General features: G+C 65.7%; 15 protein-coding genes. 2 read left to right on the top strand and 13 right to left on the bottom strand.

The window, feature by feature from the left end:
* Nucleotides 1-24: 24 nt before the first annotated feature.
* Nucleotides 25-2802: a preprotein translocase subunit SecA gene (gene secA, locus NX773_RS20810; protein WP_258858181.1), complete on the bottom strand. Its 2778-nt coding sequence runs from the start codon at nt 2800-2802 to the stop codon at nt 25-27.
* Between the two features lie 218 nt (nt 2803-3020).
* Between secA and NX773_RS20805 the strand changes: the two genes are divergently transcribed.
* Entirely contained in the window at nt 3021-3521 is a 501-nt protein-coding gene (locus NX773_RS20805) for a DciA family protein (RefSeq protein WP_258858180.1), read from the top strand.
* Nucleotides 3522-3632: 111 nt separating this feature from the next.
* Here NX773_RS20805 and lpxC read toward each other — a convergent pair whose 3' ends face one another.
* From lpxC to NX773_RS20785, 4 genes are all read right to left on the bottom strand, one after another.
* The gene (gene lpxC, locus NX773_RS20800; protein ID WP_258858179.1) at nt 3633-4568 is read right to left on the bottom strand and encodes a UDP-3-O-acyl-N-acetylglucosamine deacetylase; all 936 of its coding nucleotides are present in this window, start codon (nt 4566-4568) and stop codon (nt 3633-3635) included.
* A gap of 71 nt (nt 4569-4639) precedes the next feature.
* Entirely contained in the window at nt 4640-5482 is an 843-nt protein-coding gene (locus NX773_RS20795; protein ID WP_258858206.1) for a DMT family transporter, read from the bottom strand.
* 35 nt (nt 5483-5517) lie between these two features.
* Entirely contained in the window at nt 5518-5985 is a 468-nt protein-coding gene (locus tag NX773_RS20790; protein ID WP_307728722.1) for a GNAT family N-acetyltransferase, read from the bottom strand.
* A gap of 26 nt (nt 5986-6011) precedes the next feature.
* A complete protein-coding gene (locus tag NX773_RS20785) occupies nt 6012-6515 on the bottom strand; it encodes a peroxiredoxin (protein WP_258858178.1) in 504 nt (167 codons plus the stop codon).
* A gap of 142 nt (nt 6516-6657) precedes the next feature.
* Here NX773_RS20785 and NX773_RS20780 point away from each other — a divergent pair, with 142 nt between their 5' ends.
* Nucleotides 6658-7956 (top strand): class I SAM-dependent methyltransferase, encoded by a 1299-nt coding sequence (locus tag NX773_RS20780; protein ID WP_258858177.1) that lies wholly within the window; start codon nt 6658-6660, stop codon nt 7954-7956.
* Nucleotides 7957-8086: 130 nt separating this feature from the next.
* On the opposite strand, the gene ftsZ is transcribed toward NX773_RS20780, so the two are convergent.
* The 8 genes from ftsZ to murD all read right to left on the bottom strand — a co-directional run bounded on the left by ftsZ (nt 8087) and on the right by murD (nt 17668).
* Nucleotides 8087-9286, bottom strand: a complete 1200-nt coding sequence (ftsZ, locus tag NX773_RS20775; protein WP_258858176.1) for a cell division protein FtsZ — start codon at nt 9284-9286, stop codon at nt 8087-8089.
* Between the two features lie 137 nt (nt 9287-9423).
* Nucleotides 9424-10656 (bottom strand): cell division protein FtsA, encoded by a 1233-nt coding sequence (gene ftsA / locus NX773_RS20770; RefSeq protein WP_258823915.1) that lies wholly within the window; start codon nt 10654-10656, stop codon nt 9424-9426.
* 15 nt (nt 10657-10671) lie between these two features.
* Nucleotides 10672-11496, bottom strand: a complete 825-nt coding sequence (locus tag NX773_RS20765) for a cell division protein FtsQ/DivIB (RefSeq protein WP_258858175.1) — start codon at nt 11494-11496, stop codon at nt 10672-10674.
* Between the two features lie 20 nt (nt 11497-11516).
* Nucleotides 11517-12485 carry a D-alanine--D-alanine ligase gene (locus NX773_RS20760; protein WP_258858174.1) on the bottom strand — a complete coding sequence of 323 codons (969 nt, stop codon included), beginning with the start codon at nt 12483-12485 and terminating at the stop codon, nt 11517-11519.
* Nucleotides 12482-13876, bottom strand: coding sequence for a UDP-N-acetylmuramate--L-alanine ligase (gene murC / locus NX773_RS20755; protein WP_258858173.1), 1395 nt, complete (start codon nt 13874-13876; stop codon nt 12482-12484). The genes NX773_RS20760 and murC overlap by 4 nt, the downstream gene beginning before the upstream one ends.
* Nucleotides 13873-14952: an undecaprenyldiphospho-muramoylpentapeptide beta-N-acetylglucosaminyltransferase gene (gene murG, locus NX773_RS20750; RefSeq protein WP_258858172.1), complete on the bottom strand. Its 1080-nt coding sequence runs from the start codon at nt 14950-14952 to the stop codon at nt 13873-13875. Before murG ends, murC begins: the two co-directional genes overlap by 4 nt.
* Nucleotides 14949-16169 carry a putative lipid II flippase FtsW gene (gene ftsW, locus NX773_RS20745; RefSeq protein WP_258858171.1) on the bottom strand — a complete coding sequence of 407 codons (1221 nt, stop codon included), beginning with the start codon at nt 16167-16169 and terminating at the stop codon, nt 14949-14951. Before ftsW ends, murG begins: the two co-directional genes overlap by 4 nt.
* Complete coding sequence (gene murD / locus NX773_RS20740; protein ID WP_258858170.1) at nt 16169-17668, bottom strand: UDP-N-acetylmuramoyl-L-alanine--D-glutamate ligase; 1500 nt, start codon at nt 17666-17668, stop codon at nt 16169-16171. The genes ftsW and murD overlap by 1 nt, the downstream gene beginning before the upstream one ends.
* Between the last annotated feature and the right edge of the window lies 1 nt (nt 17669).

Here is a 17669-nt window from a genome sequence, read left to right as displayed (position 1 = left end):
TTTTTACTTTGCCCAGCTGGCGGATCAAGCCAGCTTGCCGTGGCACTGCTTGAACTTCTTGCCGCTGCCGCAAGGGCACGGGTCGTTGCGGCCGACCTTGACGCCCATGTAGCTGTTGGCGTCGCTGCCCACCGGGTCGGGCACGCCGGCCGCCACCGGCGCCATCAGCTCTTCCGGCGCGGCGGCCGGGTTGAACTCGGAGTGCTGGTAGTTGATGTTCTCCAGGTGCGCCACCTGGGCCGCCATCGCCGCCTCGGCCGCTTCGACTTCCTCACGGGTCTGGATGCGGACCGTCATGACCATGCGGATCACTTCGTTCTTGATCATGTCCAGCATGTTCCCGAACAGCTCGAACGCCTCGCGCTTGTACTCCTGCTTCGGGTTCTTCTGCGCATAGCCGCGCAGGTGGATGCCCTGGCGCAGGTGGTCCAGCGCGGCCAGGTGCTCGCGCCAGTGGCTGTCCACGCTTTGCAGCATGACGTTGCGCTCGAAGCCGCCGAACGCTTCCTGGCCCACGATCGATACCTTGGCGCTGTACGACTCTTCGGCGGCGGCCAGCACGCGCTCGAGGATGTCGTCGTCGTTCAGGTTCGGCTCGTCCTGCAGCAGCTGCGACAGCGGTACGTTCAGGCCCCAGTCGTTGGCCAGCACTTGCTCCAGGCTCTTGATGTCCCACTGCTCTTCCACCGACTCGGCCGGCACGTATTCGCGCACCACGTCGGTGAACACGCCGGTGCGCAGCGAGGCGATCAGCTCGGAGATGTCGGCCGCTTCCAGCAGCTCGTTACGCTGGGTGTAGATCACCTTGCGCTGGTCGTTGGCGACATCGTCGTATTCGAGCAGCTGCTTGCGGATGTCGAAGTTGCGGGCCTCGACCTTGCGCTGCGCCGATTCGATCGAACGGGTCACGATGCCCGCCTCGATCGGTTCGCCTTCCGGCATCTTCAGGCGTTCCATGATCGCGCGCACGCGGTCGCCCGCGAAGATGCGCAGGAGCGGGTCGTCCAGCGACAGGTAGAAGCGCGACGAGCCCGGGTCGCCCTGGCGGCCGGCACGGCCGCGCAGCTGGTTGTCCACCCGGCGCGACTCGTGGCGCTCGGTGCCGATGATGTGCAGGCCGCCCTGCGCCACCACGTGGTCGTGCAGCGACTGCCATTCGTCGCGCAGCTTCTGCGACTCCGCCGCCTTCTGCTCCGCCGACATGTCCGGGTTCGCTTCGATGAACTGGATCTGCTTTTCGACGTTACCGCCCAGGACGATGTCGGTACCGCGGCCCGCCATGTTGGTGGCGATGGTGATCATCTTCGGACGGCCCGCCTGCGCCACGATCTCCGCTTCGCGCGCGTGCTGCTTTGCGTTGAGCACGTTGTGCGGCAGCTTGGCCTTGTTCAGGATGCCCGACAGGAGCTCGGAGTTCTCGATCGAGGTGGTACCGACCAGCACCGGCTGGCCGCGCTCGTAGCAGTCGCGGATGTCGTTCACCATCGCCTGGTACTTTTCCTCGGCCGACTTGTACACCTGGTCCTGGCGGTCCTTGCGCTGGCTCGGGCGGTTCGGCGGAACCACCACGGTTTCCAGGCCATAGATCTCCTGGAATTCGTAGGCTTCGGTGTCCGCGGTACCGGTCATGCCCGACAGCTTGGCGTACATGCGGAAGTAGTTCTGGAAGGTGATCGAGGCCAGGGTCTGGTTCTCGTTCTGGATGCGCACGCCTTCCTTGGCCTCGACCGCCTGGTGCAGGCCGTCGGACCAGCGGCGGCCCGTCATCAGGCGGCCGGTGAATTCGTCCACGATCACCACTTCGTCGTTCTGCACCACGTAGTGCTGGTCCTTGTGGTACAGCTTGTGGGCGCGCAGCGCGGCGTACAGGTGGTGGATCAGGGTGATATTGGCGGCGTCGTACAGCGACGCGCCTTCCGGCAGCAGGCCCATGCGGGTGAGGATCTGCTCGGCCTTTTCGTGGCCGGCCTCGGTCAGGAGCACCGTGTGCGCCTTCTCGTCCTTGACGTAGTCGCCCGGCTTTTCAACCTTGCCCTTGCCGTCCGGGGTCTCCTCGCCGATCTGCTCTTCCAGCAGCGGCGGGAGCTCGTTCATCTTGTAGTACAGGTCGGTGTGGTTCTCGGCCTGGCCGGAGATGATCAGCGGGGTGCGCGCCTCGTCGATCAGGATCGAGTCCACCTCGTCGACCACGGCGAAGTTCAGGCCGCGCTGCACGCGCTCGCGCGCGTCGTACACCATGTTGTCGCGCAGGTAGTCGAAGCCGTATTCGTTGTTGGTGCCGTAGGTGATGTCCGACGCGTAAGCTTTCTGCTTGGTGTCGTGGTCCATCTGCGACAGGTTGATGCCGGTCGACAGGCCCAGCCAGCCGTACAGGCGGCCCATCCATTCGGCGTCGCGCTGGGCCAGGTAGTCGTTGACCGTCACCACGTGCACGCCCTTGCCGGCCAGCGCGTTCAGGTACACCGGCAGCGTCGCCATCAGGGTCTTGCCCTCGCCGGTGCCCATCTCAGCGATCTTGCCGTAGTGCAGGACCATGCCGCCAATCAGCTGCACGTCGAAGTGGCGCATCTTGAACACGCGCTTGGCGGCCTCGCGGCACACCGCGAACGCTTCGGGCAGGATGTCATCGAGCGTTTCGCCGTTGGCCAGGCGCGCTTTGAATTCAGGCGTCTTGGCCTGCAGCTCGGCGTCGGAAAGCTTTTCCATCTGCGGCTCGAGCCCGTTAATCTGGCGCACCGTCTTTTGGTATTGCTTGAGCAGCCGCTGGTTGCGACTACCGAAAATCTGGGTCAGTAATGACATGCTTGGAATTCTTCAAAAATACGCGCCGGGATAGATATCAAAATGATATCACTCGAAGACCGCCTGTGGCCGCAAACCGTTGATTTTAGCATGCGGCGTCGCCACACTTGGGGGCTACAGCCGGGATAACAAGTACTTGGGGTCAAAGAAAGTTATCAAACTGAACTGTCCTGCCAGCCGGTGCTGCCAGACGGTCCCGGCTGTGGTATGTTGACGGGATGCAGTTCTCCCACAATGCCCGTCCGGTCCACATTTACGGCACCCGGACCCACAAGACATCCTTCGGCGCCACCGAGTTCCTGCGTGCGAACGACAGGATGGCGGCCCTGCTGCCTGCCGCCATGCGCATGGCGCGCCTGCAGAGCGACTGCGCGGCCCTGCTGCCGGCGATGTTCTCGGCGTGCGACGTGCTCTCGTTCCAGGAGGGCGCGCTGGTGCTGGCCGTGCCCAGTTCGGCGCTGGCGGCGAGGCTCAAGCAGCAGACGCTCAAGCTGCAGAACGGGCTGCAGCAGCGCGGCTGGCAAGTGGACTCGATCAAGCTCAAGGTTCAGGTCACGCGGCCGGTTCCGGAACAGATGAAGATGCGCACGCTCGAACTGCCGCCGACGGCGGTGCAGGCGTTCGAGGATCTGGGCGATGCGCTGCCGCAGACGGCGCAGAATGCGGACCTGATCGCGGCGATCAGGTCGCTGGCGGCCAAGCGCAAACAGCAGGGATGATTTCGTAGGGTGGGCAGGTTTCCTGCCCACGCGTTCGACGTCACGCCGCGTTGACGCTCGCACTGTTTGGACGCGTGGGCAGAAATCTGCCCACCCTACGCGAAGCCGCGCTCAGGTGAGCGCCCACTCGCGCGCCATCTGGCGCACATAGGACACCGGCGCCGTGCCCGGCGCGTCGAAGGAGACGATTTCGTAGGCGTCGCGGTCGGCCAGCAGCGCGCGCAGCAGGTCGTTGTTGAGCGCGTGGCCGGACTTGTGCGCGGTGTAATGGGCCAGCAGCGGATAGCCGACCAGGTACAGGTCGCCGATCGCGTCGAGGATCTTGTGGCGCACGAACTCGTCGTCGTAGCGCAGGCCGTCGGCGTTGAGGATGCGGTACTCGTCCATGACGATCGCGTTCTCGAGCGAGCCGCCGCGGGCCAGGCCCATGCCACGCAGGCTTTCCACGTCCTGCATGAAGCCGAAGGTGCGGGCGCGCGCCACGTCGTGCACGTACGAGACGGTGCCGAAATCGACACTGGCACGCTGCGAGGTGCCGTCCACCGCCGGATGGTTGAATTCGATGAAAAAGTCGAGCTTGAAGCCGTCGTACGGCGACAGGCGCGCCCACTTCTCGTTGGCGCCGCTACCCTGGCGCACTTCGACGTCTTTGAGCACGCGGATGAATTTCTTGGGCGCGGCCTGCTCCTGCACGCCGGCCTGCTGCAGCAGGAAGACGAACGAGGAGGCCGAACCGTCCATGATCGGGATCTCTTCGGCCGAGACGTCCACGTACAGGTTGTCGATGCCAAGGCCCGCGCAGGCGGACATCAGGTGCTCGACGGTGGAGACGCGCGCGCCGTCCCGGACCAGGACCGAGGCCATGCGGGTGTCGCCGACCACTTCGGCACTGGCGGGGAATTCGACCACCGGGTCGAGATCGACACGGCGGAACACAATGCCGGTGTCGACCGCGGCCGGACGCAAGGTCAGCTCGACCTTGGTACCCGAGTGCAGGCCCACGCCGGTGGTGCGCACTACCTGTTTGACGGTTCGTTGTTTGAGCATTGGCCGATTATATCGTAGCGTCGGCTATGTCGCCCGGCCCGGCCTCGGCGGTAGCGCCGATGCGACGCTTTTCATGGATGCTCCGCCTCGGCGTGCACCCGCTCGTGGCGAATCAGGTACAGGCCGCTGGCGATGATGATCGCCGCGCCGGTCAAAGTGTACCGGTCCGGCAGCGTGTGCCAGAGCAGCCAGTCGATCGCCACGCCCCAGGCCAGCGCCGAATATTCGAACGGCGCCACGACCGAGGCCTCGCCATGGCTGAACGCCTCGTTGATGGCGAGCTGGGCGAAGAAACCGCTGACCGCGAGCGTGCACAGCACCGGCAGGTGCGAGGCCGCGACCGGAATCCAGCCCGGCACCGCAAGCACGGTAGCGCCGATTGCCATCATGAGCATCAGCCAGAGCATCATGTGCTCGGCGCGGTCGGTGCGCGCGAGCAGGCGCGCGGCAATCGCGGACACCGCGTACATCACGGCCGCGGCCAGAATGGCCAGCCCGCCGATGCTCAGGAACCCCGAGCCGTCGGGCCGCAGCACGACCAGCACGCCGATCATGCCGGTGCCGATGGCGACCCAGCGCGCCGTCTCGACCTTCTCCTTGAGGATGAAGACCGACAGCGCCGTGATCAGGATCGGGCCGATGAAGAAGATCGTATAGGCCGAGGCCAGCGACAGCTGCCTGACCCCGAACGCGAACAGCGACAGCATCATGATGCCAAGGCCGGCGCGCAGCACCTGCAGCTTCCAGTTCACGCGCAGGGCCGAACCGAACGCGCCGCGCCAGCCGACCCAGGCGAACACCAGCGGCAGCGATGCCATCGAACGCAGCGCCGCCACCTGCATGGCGGGGAAGTGCCCGGCCAGCACCTTCATGGTGGTGTCCATCACCGAGAACATGGCAACTGCGACCAGCATCGCATAGATGCTGCGCAGGTTCGACTGGCGGCGGTTCACAGCCGCCGTTCCATGAATACGGAGAGCGGATCGGGGCCGTAGTCGCCAAACGGTTCGCAGCGCGCAAAGCCGCACCGCTCGTAGAGCCTGATCGCCTCGGGCTGGTGGATGCCAGTTTCGAGCTTGAGCTCGCGCAGTCCGGCCATCGATGCGAACAGCACAATCTGCTCGACCAGCTGCTTGCCGGTGCCCAGGCCGCGCCGCTGTTCGTCCACGAACATGCGCTTGATCTCGCCGTAGCCGTCACGGTTGACGAGCGCGCCGCAGCCGACCGCCGCGCCATCGACGTCGCGCGCAACGAGGAACAGGACGTCGCCCTGCATCAGCGAGGCTGCATCCATCAAATGATTGCTCTCGGATGGGTACAGGCTGGCACAGTAGGCGTCCAGCCGGTCGAGCATGGCCAGCACTTCCGGCTGGTTGGGGGTTTCGGCGTTGATGATCATCGTCGAGCAGGTGTTCAAGGCCGGGCGCGCCCGGCCACAGGTGGTTAGCCCAGCTGCTTGAGCATGGTCTCGGCGTTCGACACTTCGAAGCCGCCCTGCTCCACGTTCAGCTGCTTGACCACGCCGTCCTCGACCAGCATCGAGTAGCGCTGCGAGCGCGTGCCCATGCCGAATTTGGAGGCGTCCATGTCCAGGCCGAGCGCCTTCGAAAATGCCGCGTTCCCGTCCGCCATCATGCGCACGATGCCGGTGGCCTTTTGCTCGCGGCCCCAGGCGCCCATCACGAACGCGTCGTTCACCGAGATGCACCAGATTTCGTCAACGCCTTTGGCTTTCAGTTCGGCCGCATGCTGCACATAGCCCGGCACGTGCTTGGCCGAGCAGGTCGGAGTGAAGGCGCCCGGCAGGCCGAAGATAACGATCTTCTTGCCCTTGACCAGATCGGCCACGTTGAAGGTGTTCGGACCAAGGCTGCAGCCTTCGGTTTCGGTCTCGATGAATTCGGACAGGGTGCCTTCCGGCAGACGGTCGCCAATCTTGATGGTCATGTGGTCTCCTTTACTTAATCAGTTGCCAAGATCGCGAAGTATGCCCGATCCCCGCAATCCTTGCAGGGACCGGCCCATTTCCGCTTGCGCAGCCCGCCAAATGATTGGAAGATGGGCCACCTTAACCGCACGTGTGGGCCCGATGAACAACCAGAACTATCTGCCTGGCGTGAAGGCGCAGTACGAACATCTGCCCTACCCGCCTTGCGATCCGAAGGACGAATACAAGCGGCTGCAGCGCACCTGGCTGGAAGACCTGCCGATGATGAACCACTACTGCTTCCAGGGCCGCGAGACCTTCGGCAACGGGTTTCGCGTCCTGGTAGCAGGCGGCGGCACCGGCGACGCCACCATCTTCCTGGCCGAGCAGCTGCGCGGAACCGATGCGCAGGTCGTGCACCTGGACCTGTCATCGGCGAGCATCGCCATCGCCAAGGAACGCGCCGCGATCCGCAAGCTCGCCAACATCCAATGGGTGCAGGACTCGATCCTCAACCTGCCGTCGCTTGGGTTGGGCGAATTCGATTACATCAATTGCGTGGGCGTGCTGCACCACCTGGCCGACCCGGACGCGGGGCTGTGCGCGTTGAAGCGCGTGCTCAAGGAGCGCGGCGCAATTGCGCTGATGGTGTACGGCGCGATCGGGCGCACCGGCGTGTATCACATGCAGGAGCTGCTGCGGCTGGCGAACCAGGACTGCGTCGAGGGCGAGAAGATCGCACAGGCCAAGGAGGTGCTGGCCGCGCTCCCGCCCGGGAACTGGTATGGCCTTGCGGGGAACCTCTACAACGACAAGGACACCGACGCCGGCATCTACGACTCGCTGCTGCATTCGCAGGACCGGGCGTACACGGTGCCGCAGTTGTACGAATGGCTGGCCGACGGGCACGGCTTCACCATCGAATTGTCGGACGTTGGCCGCGGCCGCTTTCCGTACCTGCCGCAGTTCACGCTAGGGCTGGAAGCTTCGCGCATGCGCGCGCGGCTGGCGCACATGGACGAGCGCGCGCGTCACGCGATGTCCGAGCTGCTGATGGGCGACATCACGCGCCACCTCATGTACCTGACGCGGGGACCGCAAGCGAAGGCGCCGTACGGGGACGCCGACTATGTGCCCTTCTACTTCCACGAGCCGCTGGACCCGTGCGCGCTCGAAACCATGTTCGCACCCAAGAATGGCCTGCCGACGCTGCTGCGCCATCCGCACCTGGGGATGACGGCAGCCGTGGACGCGGGCCGGTACTCGGGCAAGATCCTGCGGCATATCGATGGCCAGCGCAGCTTCGGGCAGATCTTCGACCTGGTGCGGGCCGATCCCGAGGTGCGCGGCCGGTCGCCCGACAACGCCACGCTGTTCGCCGATTTCAAACCGGTGTATGAGCTGCTCAACGCGATCGAGCGCATCCTGCTGCGCCACTCATCGGTGCCGGCGCAAACGTAGGGTGGGCAGGTTTCCTGCCCACGCGTTCAACGGAGCATGCTTGACCTGAACGAGTGGGCGGGAGACCCGCCCACCCTACAAAGAAAAACGGGACGGCATGCCGTCCCGTCTTTTTTCGACCAACCAGCGATCAGTCAGCCTGCTTGCGCAGGAACGCCGGAATGTCGTAGGTTTCGACACCGTTGCGCTGCATCGCCTGCACCTGCTCCGATGCCTGCTCGCGGCGCCACACGGCCGGCTGCTTCATGCCGCCCATGGCGTCGCCGCCGGCCGAACCCATGGTCACGCCGTTGCCCATCGACGGAGTGCCGGCAGCCATGATCGGGGCATTGTGAGTGCCCGTGCGCAGCACCGGGGTCTGCACCAGCTGGATGTTCTTCTTGCCCTTGCCAAGGCCAGTGGCCACCACGGTCACGCGCAGGTCGTCGCCCATGCTGTCGTCGTAGGCGATACCTTGTGCGATCGCGGCATCCGGAGCGGCAAACGCGCGCACCGCAGCCATGACTTCCTTGATCTCCTTGCCCTTCAGGTTGCGGCTTGCGGTCACGTTGACCAGCACGCCGCGCGCGCCCGACAGGTCCACGCCGTCCAGCAGCGGCGAGGCGATCGCCTGCTCGGCCGCGATGCGGGCGCGGTCCACGCCGGCTGCGGTGGCGGTGCCCATCATGGCCTTGCCCTGCTCGCTCATGATGGTCTTCACGTCGTTGAAGTCCACGTTGATGTGGCCCGGCACGTTGATGATCTCGGCAATACCGGCAACGGCGTTGTTCAGCACGTCGTCGGCATGCTTCATCCAGTCGAGCATCGACTCGTCTTCGTAGATGTCTTCCAGCTTCTCATTGAGGATGATGATCAGCGAATCGACATGCTTGGACAGCTCCTCGAGGCCGGTTTCGGCGATGTCCATGCACTTGCCGCCTTCGTAAGAGAACGGCTTGGAAACGACCGCCACGGTCAGCGCGCCCATATTCTTGGCAACCTCCGCCACCACCGGCGCGGCGCCGGTGCCGGTGCCGCCGCCCATGCCGGCAGCGATGAACACCATGTGCGAGCCGCGCAGCGCGTCTTCGATGCGGGTGCGGCTTTGCTCGGCCAGCTGGCGGCCCACGTCCGGACGCATGCCCGCGCCCAGGCCCGAATCGCCGATCTGGATGATGTTGTGGGCGGTGGACGCCGCCAGCGCCTGCGCGTCCGTGTTTGCGGCGATGAACTCGACACCGGACACACCCTTGTTGATCATGTGCTGAACCGCGTTACCACCAGCGCCGCCGACACCAACGACCTTGATGATGGTCCCGAGGGCTGCGTTATCCACCATATCGAACTCCATGTTTTGCTCCTGATATCAAATGCCGTTTCCAAGCGCCAGGTCTCATAAGCCTCTATCAGGCCTGGAGATTGAAAACTGCGGTTTTATTTTAAAAAACTGTTTATTCCGTATTACCTAATTCTTGAACCCGCCTGCCGTTAAAAATTCCCCAAGACCCACTCCTTCACCCGCTGCCACACCGCATTGATCGAGCCATCCTGACGAGTCACGATATGCCCGCGCAAATACTGCTTCTTCGCTTCCAGCAGCAGGCCGAGCACAGTCGCATAGCGCGGACTGCGCACGACATCAGCCAGCTGGCCGCGATAGTCCGGCGTGCCAAGGCGCGCCGGCTTCAGGAAAATGTCTTCTGCCATCTCGATCATGCCCGGCATGATCGAGCTGCCGCCGGTGAGCACGATGCCCGACGAGAGCACGCCCTCGTAGCCGGAGTCGCGCACCACCTGGTGCACCATCGCAAACAGTTCCTCCACGCGCGGCTCGATCACGGCCGCCAGCGCCTGGCGCGACAGCGAACGCGGGCCGCGATCGCCAATGCCGGGCACTTCGAGCGTTTCGCCCGGATCGGCCAGCACCTGCTTGGCCACGCCGTAGCGGATCTTGATTTCTTCAGCCTCGCCGGTCGGGGTGCGCAGCGCCATGGCGATGTCGCTGGTGATCTGGTCGCCCGCGATCGGGATCACGGCGGTGTGGCGGATGGCGCCGTCGGAGAACACCGCGATGTCGGTGGTGCCGCCGCCGATGTCGATCAACACCACGCCCAGTTCCTTCTCGTCATGGGTGAGCACGGCGTCGGCCGAGGCCATCGGCTGCAGAATCAGGTCCGACACCTCAAGGCCGCAGCGGCGCACGCACTTGACGATGTTCTGCACCGCCGACACCGCACCGGTCACGATGTGCACCCGCACTTCCAGGCGAATGCCGCTCATGCCGATCGGCTCGCGCACGTCTTCCTGGTTATCGACGATGAACTCCTGCGGCACCGTGTGCAGCAGCTGCTGGTCGGTCGGAATGTTGACCGCCTTGGCCGTTTCGATCACGCGCGCCACGTCGGTCGCGGTGACTTCCTTGTCCTTGATCGCCACCATGCCGCTCGAGTTGAACGAGCGGATATGACTGCCGGCGATGCCCGCATAGACGTTGCGGATCTTGCAGTCGGCCATGAGCTCCGCTTCTTCGAGCGCGCGCTGAATCGATTCGACCGTCGCCTCGATGTTCACGACAACGCCCTTCTTCAACCCTTTGGACTCGTGCTGCCCCAGTCCGATGACCTCGTGGCGCCCATCGGGCATCACTTCGGCCACCACCGCCACCACCTTCGAGGTGCCGATGTCGAGGCCGACGATCAGGTTTTTCGCGTCTTTTGTCATTTTCGCCTGCTGTTTTTAAGTATGCTTGGTTGTCTTGCTTGAATTGGTCTTCTTTGCCGGCTTCACCGGCTTGGTCGCGTCACTTGGCACCATCAGCGCGCTCGACGCCAGCGCCAGCCCGTTCGAGTAGCGCATGTCGATGCTGTCGATGCGTCCTTCCTGCAGCCGCGCGACGAGCTGCGGATAGATCCCCACCAGCCGCTGCACCCGGTTCCTGAGCGTGGTGCGGTCCTGCTCGCGGCCCAGTGCCACCCGCATGCCGTTGTCCAGCTTGACCGTCCACGCGTAGCGGCTCGACAGGCTGAGCGCCTCGGGCGCCAGCTTGATCGGCGCGAACCAGCCACGCAGCTCGGCAAAGCGCGCCAGCACTTCCTTTTCGCTGCCGGGCGGTCCGTCGAACGCGGGCAGCGGCAGCGTGCGGTCCTCGTCGGCCTCGGCCAGGTTGGCGGTGAACACGTCGCCCTTCACCGACAGCAGCCGGCCGTCCTCGCCCCAGGTGCCCAGCGCCTCGTGCTCTTCCACGTCCACGATCAGTTCGTTCGGCCACTCGCGGCGCACAGTCGCGCGGCGCACCCAGGGCACCGCCTCGAACACGTTGCGTACCTGGTCCAGGTTGGCGGTGAAGAAGTTCCCCTTGAGCTTCCCCACGACCCCGTTGCGGACCGTCAGTTCGTTCACGTGCTTCAGGCCGATGCCGTACATGCTCTCCACGCGCACCGTGCGCAGCGTGAACATCGGCCGCTGCGACAGCCACCACACCCCGGATGCGATACAGGCGAGCACCGTCAGGGCCATCAGGCCGCTGGCGGTCGCATTCAGGGTTCGGACGTCGTGCCACATGGTCTGGTCAGGCTTCCTTCTTATTTTTTCTGCTGGCCGATCTTCAGCCGTGCGGAGCGCAGGATCTCCACGCACAGGTCTGCGTATTCCAGCCCGATCGCGCGGCCCGCCATCGGCACCAGCGAATGGCCGGTCATGCCGGGCGAGGTGTTCGCCTCAATCAGGAAGGGCTTGTTGTCGCGGGAGCGCAGCAGGACGTCGATGCGCGCCCAGCCTTCGCAGCCGAGCGCATTGAATGCGTCCACCGCGATGCGCTGGATCGCGGCGGTGGTCGCTTCATCGATGTGCGCCGGGCAGTAGTACTTGGTGTCGTCGGTGAAGTACTTGTTCTGGTAGTCGTAGTTCCCCTCCGGCGCGACGATCTCCACGATCGGCAACGCGCGCGCGGTCTTGCCGCGGCCGAGCACCGTCACGGTCAGCTCGCGCCCGGCGACAAATTCCTCGGCCAGCACTTCCTCGTCAAAGCCCGCCGCAAGCTCGTACGCCGCTTTCATGTCGGGGGCCGCTACCACCTTGGTGATGCCGATGGTCGAGCCCTCGTGGGGCGGTTTGACGATCAGCGGCAGGCCGAGATCGGCGGCTACCTTGCCCAGGTCGGTGTCGCCCTCCAGCACGGCGTAACGCGGAGTCGGCAGGCCATGCTGCAGCCAGATCTTCTTGGTGGTGATCTTGTCCATGGCCACGGACGAGGCCATCACGCCACTGCCGGTATAGGGAATGCCGAGCTGTTCGAGCACGCCTTGCAGGCTGCCGTCCTCGCCGTAGCGGCCGTGCAGCGCGATGAACACGCGGTCGAATTTTTCGGCGGCCAGTTCGGCCAGCGAGCGCTCGGCCGGGTCGAAGCCATGGGCGTCGATGCCACGGCTCTTCAATGCTTCGAGCACGCCGTTGCCGGACATGATCGACACGTCGCGTTCGGCCGAGCGGCCGCCGAACAGCACGCCGACCTTGCCGAACGACTTGGCGTCAGTTGTGGAAAGTACGCTCACGATGAAGCCTTTTGGGTTGTCAGTTGATGGGGGACGCCGCTGATCGAGCCTGCGCCCATGGTGATGACGACATCGCCGTCACGCGCCGCATTCATGATTGCGGCCGGCATGTCGGCAATCGCCTGCACAAAGATCGGTTCCACCTTGCCGGCGGCGCGCAGCGCGCGCGCCAGCGAACGGCCGTCGGCGCCGACGATGGGTGCCTCGCCGGCCGCATACACCTCGGCCAGCAGCAGCACATCCACGCTGGAAAGCACGTGCACGAAATCCTCGAACAGGTCGCGGGTGCGCGTGTAGCGGTGCGGCTGGAAGGCCAGCACCAGCCGGCGGCCCGGGTAGGCGGCGCGCGCGGCGGCCAGCGTGACCCGGGTTTCGACCGGATGGTGGCCGAAGTCGTCCACCAGCGCAAAGCTGCCGCCGCTGGGCAGCGCAATCTCGCCGTAACGGGTGAAGCGCCGGCCCACGCCGCGGAACTCGGCCAGGCCACGGGCGGTCGCGGCATCGTCCAGCCCGATCTCGCGCGCGATCGCGATCGCGGAGCAGGCATTGAGCACGTTGTGCATGCCGGGCTGGTTGAGCACGAATTCGGTGTCCGGGTAGCCCTGCTGGCGCACGGTAAAGCGCATCTGCAGGCCGTCGGCGCGGGCGTTCAGGGCGCGCACCTCGGCGTCTTCCGAGAAGCCGTAGGTGGTCACGGGCTTGGTTACCTGCGGCAGGATCGAGCGCACGTGCGCATCGTCGACGCACATCATGGCGCGGCCGTAGAACGGCAGCCGGTGGGTGAAGTTCACGAAGGCCGCCTTGAGCTTTTCGAAGTCGTGCTCATAGGTGTCCATGTGGTCGGCGTCGATGTTGGTGATCACCTCGATCATCGGCGACAGGTTCAGGAACGAGGCATCCGACTCGTCCGCCTCGGCCACGATGTATTCGCCCGAGCCGAGTTTGGCGTTGGCGCCGGCGCTGTTCAGGCGCCCGCCGATCACGAAGGTGGGATCGAGCCCGCCTTCGGCCAGCACCGACGCGACCAGGCTGGTGGTGGTGGTCTTGCCGTGGGTGCCGGCGATGGCGATGCCACGCTTTAAGCGCATCAGTTCGCCCAGCATGATCGCGCGCGGCACGACGGGGATCTTGGCTGCGCGCGCGGCCACCACCTCGGGATTCGATTCGTTGACGGCGGTAGAGGTGACCACCGCATCAGCGCCCAGGATGTTCTCGGCAGCGTGCCCCACGGTCACGCGCGCGCCCAGCTGCGTCAGGCGCTGGCTGGCCGCGTTGCTCGTCAGGTCCGAGCCGGACACCTTGTAGCCCAGGTTGAGCAGCACCTCGGCGATGCCGCTCATGCCGCTGCCGCCGATGCCGACGAAGTGAATGTGCTTGATCTTGTGTTTCATCCGCCCTGCCCCGCCAGTTGTTCGAGTACGCCAGCGATTGCCTCGTTGGCGTTGCGCTGACCCACTGCCTGCGCGGCTTCCGCCATGCGCAGGCAATCGTCGCGCGAAGTTTGTTGCAGCAGCTGCGCCAGCCGCGCTGCGTTCAGTTCTGCCTGCGGCAGGTGCACTGACGCCTTCTGCTTTTCCATCCAAATCGCGTTGTCGCGCTGGTGGCTGGTGGTGCTCACCATCAGCGGCACCAGCACGCTGGCCACGCCTGCCGCCGTCAGCTCCGACACGGTGATCGCGCCGGCGCGGCAGATCACCAGGTCGGCATTGGCATATTCGGCCGCCATGTCGTCGATGAAGTCGAGCACGGTGGCCTTCACGCCCGCCTGGGCGTACGCCGCGCGCAGCGCGTCGATGTTCTTCTTGCCCGACTGGTGCGTCACCACGGGACGCGCGCCTTCCGGGATCATCGCCAGCGCGGCGGGCACGGCGTCGTTGAGCACCTTGGCGCCCAGGCTGCCGCCCACCACCAGCACGTTGAGCGGGCCGGTGCGGTTGGCGAAGCGGCGCGCCGGCGCCGGCATCTCGAGGATCTCCTTGCGCACCGGGTTGCCAGTGACGACCGCCTTGCCGGCGGCGGCGCCGAAATCGGCCGGGAAACCGAACATCACCTTTTGCGCCATCGGCGCGAGCGTCTTGTTCGACAACAGCAGCGCAGCGTCGGCGTTGACCAGCGCGAGCGGAATGCCCTTCAGGCGCGCCATCATGCCGCCGGGGACGCAGACATAGCCGCCCATGCCCAGCACCACGTCGGGCTTGCGGCGGCCCAGGTACTTGAGCACCGCGCCGAAGCTGGCCGCCATCTTGAACGCGCCGGTGATGGTGTGGCCAATGCCCTTGCCGCGCATGCCGGCAAAGTCGATCACGTCCATCTCGATGCCGTGGCGCGGCACGATGTCGCGCTCCATGCCGTGCGCGGTGCCGAGCCAGCTCACTTCCCAGCCGCGCTCGCGCATCGTCTGCGCGATCGCGATGCCGGGGAAGATGTGCCCGCCCGTGCCGGCTGCCATGATCATCAGGCGCTTCATTGGCGGCCTCCCCGCATGCGCACGCGATTTTCGTAGTCGATGCGCAGCAAAATGGCCAGGCCCACGCAGTTGAACAGCACGCCCGAGCCGCCGTAGCTCATCAGCGGCAGGGTCAGGCCCTTGGTCGGGAGCAGGCCCAGGTTCACGCCCATGTTGATGAAGGTTTGCACGCCGATCCAGATGCCGATGCCTTTAGCGGCCAGGCCGGCGAAGGTCTGGTCCAGGGCAATGGCCTGGCGGCCGATGTCGAAGGCGCGCTTGACCAGCCAGTAGAACAGGCCGACGACGACCAGCACGCCAACCAATCCAAGCTCCTCGCCGATCACGGCCATCAGGAAGTCGGTGTGCGCTTCGGGCAGGTAATGCAGCTTTTCCACGCTGTTGCCAAGGCCGACGCCGAAGATCTCGCCGCGGCCGAAGGCGATCAGCGAGTGGGTCAGCTGGTAGGCCTTGTCGAGCGCGTTCCCTTCCTGCCAGGGGTCGAGGTAGGCGAACATGCGGGCGCGGCGGAACGGCGAGAGCGCGATGATCGAGGTGAACACCAGCACCAGGATCGCGCCGATGCCGCCGAACCAGACCATGTTGAAGCCGCCCAGAAACAGGATGCCCATCGAGATGCAGACGATGACGCCGAATGCGCCCAGGTCTGGCTCGAGCAGGAGCAGCATGCCCACCACGCCCATGGCCACCGCCATCGGCATGAAGCCCTTGGTCAGCTTGTGCATGTACTGCTGCTTGCGCACCGTGAAGTCGGCCGCGTACAGCACGGCGACGATCTTCATGATTTCGGACGGCTGCAGGTTGAACACCTTGAGCGAGAGCCAGCGGCGCGAGCCGTTGACCGAGACGCCGACGCCCGGCACCAGCACTACCACCAGCAGCAGCAGCGTGGCGACGAACATCAGCGGCGCCAGGCGCTGCCAGGTGGCGATCGGGATGCGGAACACGAGCAGGCCGGCCAGCAGCGAAATGCCGATGAACAGGGCCTGGCGGACCAGGAAGTAGCTGGTCTTGTTGCCAAGGTAGGAGAACTTGGGCGAATCCGGCAGCGCGATCGAGGCCGAATACACCATCACCATCCCGAACAGCATCAGGATCACCGTGACCCAGACCAGCAGCTGGTCGTACTCCATCATGCGCGATGGACGGGCGGCGCTCGCCGCCGCGACCGCGTCGCTGGAACCGCCGCCGAAACTGAAGGGGATCTGGAAGGCCATCAGATGTCCTGCCCCTTCTCCAGCGCGAGCTCGCGCACGGCTTCGACGAACACCTGCGCGCGGTGTGCGTAGTTGGTGAACATGTCCAGGCTGGCGCAGGCCGGCGACAGCAGCACCGCGTCGCCCGGCTTGGCCAGGCCGCTGGCGCGGCGCACTGCTTCGGCCAGGCCCGGCAGGTCGAACATCGGCACGCCGGACGGCTCGATTCCCTCGCGCACAGCCGGCGCGTCACGGCCGATCAGCAGCACCGCGCGCACGTAGCGCGAGCACGGCTCGGCCAGCGGCGAGAAGTCCTGGCCCTTGCCGTCGCCGCCGGCGATCAGCACGATCTGCTGGCCTTCGCTGGTGAAAGCCTTGCCCAGGCCCTGCAGCGCGGCCACGGTGGCGCCCACGTTGGTGCCCTTGCTGTCGTCGTAGTAGTCCACGCCGTCGATCGACGCGACCAGCTCGACGCGGTGCGGCTCGCCCGCGTACTCGCGCAGGCCGTGCAACAGCGGCGCCAGCGGCAGGCCGACCGAGCGGCACAGCGCCAGCGCGGCCAGCGCGTTGGAGGCGTTGTGCAGGCCGCGAATGCGCAGCGCGTCGGCCGGCATCAGGCGGCTGATGGTGAACTCCACCGGCGGGGCCGGCTCGTTTTTCTTGCGCTTTTTCTCGGGCTCGTCGCTCGATGCGACACCGGAGGACAGCCACAGCACGCCGCGCTCGTTGACCAGGCCAGAGCTGTCGGCCGCATCGGGCTCGTTCAGGCCGAAGGTGACGACCTTCGCATCCGGCGCGGTCATGCGCATCACGGTCGCGTCGTCGCGGTTGAGCACGCGCACGGTGTGCTCGCCAAAGATACGCGCCTTGTCTGCCGCATAGGCCGCCATGCTGCCGTGCCAGTCCAGGTGGTCCTGGGTCACGTTGAGCACGGTGGCGGCATCGGCGTCAAGGCTATAGGTGGTGTGCAGCTGGAAGCTCGACAGCTCCAGCACCCATGCCTGCGGCAGCTCGTCCAGGTTCAGCGCCTCGCGCAGCACGTCCAGCGCGGCCGGGCTGATGTTGCCGGCCACCCTGGTGGTCAGGCCGGCGCGGCGGCACAACAGGCCGGTCAGGCTGGTGACTGTGGTCTTGCCGTTGGTGCCGGTGATGGCGATGACCCTGGGCGCATAGCCGCGCTCTTCTTTCAGCGCGGCCAGCGCCTGCGCGAACAGTTCGATCTCGCCCCACAGCGGAATGCCGCGTTCGGCCGCTGCCGGCGCGATCGCTGCCAGCTCGCGGTTCGGGCCCAGGCCCGGGCTGACGGCGACAAAGTCCACGCCGTCGAGCAGGCTGGCCTCCAGCGGACCGCCCACGAATTCGGCGTCGGCCGCGATTGCGCGCAAGGTGGGCAGGCGGTCCGGCGCGGTGCGGGTGTCGGCCACGCGCAGGCGCGCGCCGCAACGGGCCAGCCATTGCGCCATCGCGAGCCCGGATTCCCCGAGCCCCAGCACCAGTGCGAATTTGCCTTGATAGTTCATG

The sequence above is a fragment of the Massilia solisilvae genome (assembly GCF_024753215.1).
Lineage (GTDB): Bacteria > Pseudomonadota > Gammaproteobacteria > Burkholderiales > Burkholderiaceae_D > Telluria > Telluria solisilvae.
The sequence above is the reverse complement of the archived record's forward strand: the minus strand, read 5'-3'. Positions and strand labels throughout refer to the sequence as shown.